This window comes from Mycobacterium sp. TH-M11 (assembly GCF_057473725.1).
In genome coordinates, this window is record NZ_JBYCLD010000365.1 from 1 (window position 1) to 3,172 (window position 3,172).

Sequence of the window (3,172 nt, forward strand, 5' to 3'; positions counted from 1 at the left end):
CCCTTGGCGGGCAGTCGGGAATCGGAGTTCAGCGCGGTCAGCGCTGCAACGCAATCCGGCACCAACCGCGGTGCGACACCACCATGGACGAAATCGGCGTGGGTGTTCAACGCGCCCTGCATGCTCCGCAAGGCATTCGAGCCCCAGTGTGCAGGGATGGCCATCGTGATGTTCGAGGTCGCGGCTTCCCCACCGGCCTCGGTGATCAGCGCATCGATAGCCTCGACCAACAGCAGCGACGGATCATGGATCGCACCGTCGGCAGAGGTCAGGGGCTTTGAGCCACCAACACGCTCGACGAAGCCGGTCACCAGGGTGCCGGTATCGCCGGCATCCGAGTCTGGCCCGGGCACACCGAGTTCGGGCGCACGGTCTGGAAACAACGTCAAGACAGCGCGCCGCGAGACAGGCGGGTTACCGCTGCGGACCACAACTAAGTTTGTGGTCCCGATCGATAACCCCAGCGGGTCATACATAACTCGAATACTTTCGTCGACAGCGTTCGATGGCCAGCGTCAACGATAATGGCGGGCCGCGCTACTCCCGTCGGCCACAAGATCATCGGTACCCGCTCGATGCGGTTGCGTCACCGAAGTGAGACTGCCGACTCACTTGACAGATCCAGGCGCGTCAGACCACGGTCAAGGGCAGCGATTTCCGCGGCCGAAATTGGAAGGTTGCGCCTCCGCTCACTTTGGCGACCGCAACCTCGGGCAGCTCCTTTGCTGCAGTGTCGGTTTCAGCCATTTCAGCTGTCCAGTCGGTACTCGTGCCTGTGATGCGGACGGTCACGTGCGGGTCGATCGCGGTGGCGATTGCCTGCAGCGGCTGGACCGAATCCGGCGAGCACAACGAAATCCAAGCGGCGTCGTCGTGCGCCGGCGACCGGTGAACGGTCACGTGGCGGCCCACGTCGGCGTTGACGTAACCCAGCGGGTTCATCAACGGGTGCAGCTCGAAAACGCCTCGTATTCCCTCGATCCCACCAGGAAGACCCATCGCCTTGTGAATACGTTCGGCGCCGAGGCCGGCCACGCCGATCAGCTGGCGAGTGCAGATCGAGTCGGCGAGTTTGGTATCCGATCCGGCGCGGGCTCGCACCGCGATCGCGAACGACAGGTACAGCAGATGCATCTGCAGGCAGACCTCGTCGGCCATCCGCACCAACGCCGAATGCGAGTAGGCGCCGAAATCGAAGTCGGACACCACCGGTCCCGAATAGTCGGCCAGTCCCTGATCGGAGGGATCGATCGACTCGAGTTCCCAATTGGCAGCCCGAGTTTCGGCCACGATTTCCAGCGCAGGAATGCCCTCGACCGGCGGATAGGACTCGTCGATGACGACGGTCCACGCGCAATGCGGATGCCGGTCCGACGGGACCCGGGGCGGGCGGTGGATCGGCCGCACCTGCGCGCGCGCATTGGTCGCGACCGCGGTCGCGTCGAAGGTCGGGTCCTCGATGGTGTGGCACATGCCGAATACGTAGTCGTGACCCATCGGCTCGACGTCGAGCAGCGCGCCGCAGTGGTCGAGATGGAACTCTCCGTGCCAGCGATCGTGAATGGTGTAGCGGAAGTCCATGAACTGCGGCGGTGCACCGATGTCGAGCTGCAGGCCCTTGAAAATCGTTGGTACGTCCACACCTTCGTAATTCAGCGCGCGCTGCATGCGTCGGGTGTAGATCTGGCTGGCGCCGGCCCACTCCTCGATCGCGATCTGCACCATCTCCTCGCGCCCGAATTCATTTATGCACCAAGCCATGCCGGAGCGGTCGATCATCTGGCCGATCAACAGCAGCTCAGGAAGCAGTACGGCAAGCTGCTCGCGGGGCAGCCGGGTGTAGCGGGAATGGCTCACCTGCCAAAAATAGAGCTGACTATGTTATAAAGTCAACTATGTCTATCGTCGCAGGCCAGCAGCGTCACGCCGGCCCCACCCGGCGAACGAGCGCGCCCCGCAAGCGCGGCGACGACACTCGGGCGAAGATCATCGACGAAACCGTGCGCTGCATCGTGGAGGAAGGTTTTGCCGCCGCAACGGCGAAACATGTCGCCGAACGCGCGGGTGTCACGTGGGGCGTGATCCAGTACCACTTCGGCGACCGCAATGGTCTGCTGATGGCCGTCGTCGACGACGGGGTGGCCCGGCTACTGCACAGCCTGTCCTGCGCGGAGGTCGCCGAATTGCCGATGCGCGAACGCATCGAGGTCATCGTTGACATCGCGTGGAGTTGCTACAGCAGCCCGACGTCGATGGCGGCCTTTGAGATTCTGCGGGCCAATCGTGCCGGCCCGGGCGGCTCGTCACGGCGCCACCTTTTGGAGATGAACGAAGCGATCGGCCAGCTCGGTCGGTTGATCACCGATGATCCCGCCAATGATGGCGTAGCCGAGGTGATTTGGGCGACGCTGCGCGGTGTGGTACTGGCACAGATGATCGTCGGGACACCGATCGACTGGCAGCGGGAGCGGCACGCGCTCATCGAAATGGTCACCCACTACCTGAGCTGAGCACGCATGTGCTGCAATGACGAGATGAGCTTCCAAGGACACGACGCCCCCCTCGCCGACGTGGCGGCAATAGAGCAGGTCAAGTACCGGTATCTGCGTGGGCTGGACACCAAGCACTGGGATGACTTCGCCGACACGCTCACCGAGGATGTCGTCGGCGATTACGGGTCGTCGATGGGTGCAGAACATCATTTCACCAACCGCGCCGACCTCGTCGAGTACATGCGCTCGCAACTCGGCCCGAACGTCATCACCGAGCACCGTGTCACCCACCCCGAGATCGAGGTCAACGGCGACGAGGCGACGGGCATCTGGTACCTGCAGGACAAGGTGATCGTGGCCGAATTCGACTTCATGCTGATCGGCGCCGGCTTCTATCACGACAAGTACCGCCGCACCGCGGACGGTTGGCGGATCAGCACGGTTGGATACGACCGGACCTACGATGCCACGCTGTCACTGAAGGCCCTGGACTTCAAGGTGACTCCCGGTATCGCGCTGAATCTGTAGTGCCACAAACGATTACTGGGTGATCGCCATGACCGCACCGGGGCGTAGCCATTGAATGACCTGCACCAGCTTGGCGTCGTCGATCGCGACGCATCCTTCAGTCGGGCGACCGTCGGTGGTGTGGAAGAAGAATGCCGCGCCCTTGCCAGGCT

At 63.1% G+C, this 3,172-nt stretch carries 3 protein-coding genes and 2 pseudogenes; 2 read left to right on the top strand and 3 right to left on the bottom strand.

Annotated elements, in window-relative coordinates; genetic code table 11:
- Together AC2VOG_RS14655 and AC2VOG_RS14660 are read right to left on the bottom strand one after the other, a co-directional pair.
- Positions 1–389, bottom strand: a pseudogene (locus AC2VOG_RS14655) (Hsp70 family protein); the annotation flags it as partial.
- Between the two features lie 241 nt (positions 390–630).
- The gene (locus AC2VOG_RS14660; RefSeq protein WP_486940615.1) at positions 631–1,857 is read right to left on the bottom strand and encodes a hypothetical protein; all 1,227 of its coding nucleotides are present in this window, start codon (positions 1,855–1,857) and stop codon (positions 631–633) included.
- 38 nt (positions 1,858–1,895) lie between these two features.
- Here AC2VOG_RS14660 and AC2VOG_RS14665 point away from each other — a divergent pair, with 38 nt between their 5' ends.
- Positions 1,896–2,510, top strand: a complete 615-nt coding sequence (locus tag AC2VOG_RS14665; RefSeq protein WP_486940616.1) for a TetR/AcrR family transcriptional regulator — start codon at positions 1,896–1,898, stop codon at positions 2,508–2,510.
- Positions 2,511–2,516: 6 nt separating this feature from the next.
- The gene (locus AC2VOG_RS14670; protein ID WP_486940617.1) at positions 2,517–3,020 is read left to right on the top strand and encodes a nuclear transport factor 2 family protein; all 504 of its coding nucleotides are present in this window, start codon (positions 2,517–2,519) and stop codon (positions 3,018–3,020) included.
- Positions 3,021–3,032: 12 nt separating this feature from the next.
- On the opposite strand, the pseudogene AC2VOG_RS14675 reads toward AC2VOG_RS14670, so the two are convergent.
- Positions 3,033–3,172: pseudogene (locus AC2VOG_RS14675) on the bottom strand (L,D-transpeptidase family protein); the annotation flags it as partial.

Coding starts and splice junctions, on each gene's coding strand:
- AC2VOG_RS14665 (WP_486940616.1), top strand. CDS start 1,896: ATGTCTATCGTCGCAGGCCAGCAGCGTCACGCCGGCCCCACCCGGCGA.
- AC2VOG_RS14670 (WP_486940617.1), top strand. CDS start 2,517: ATGTGCTGCAATGACGAGATGAGCTTCCAAGGACACGACGCCCCCCTC.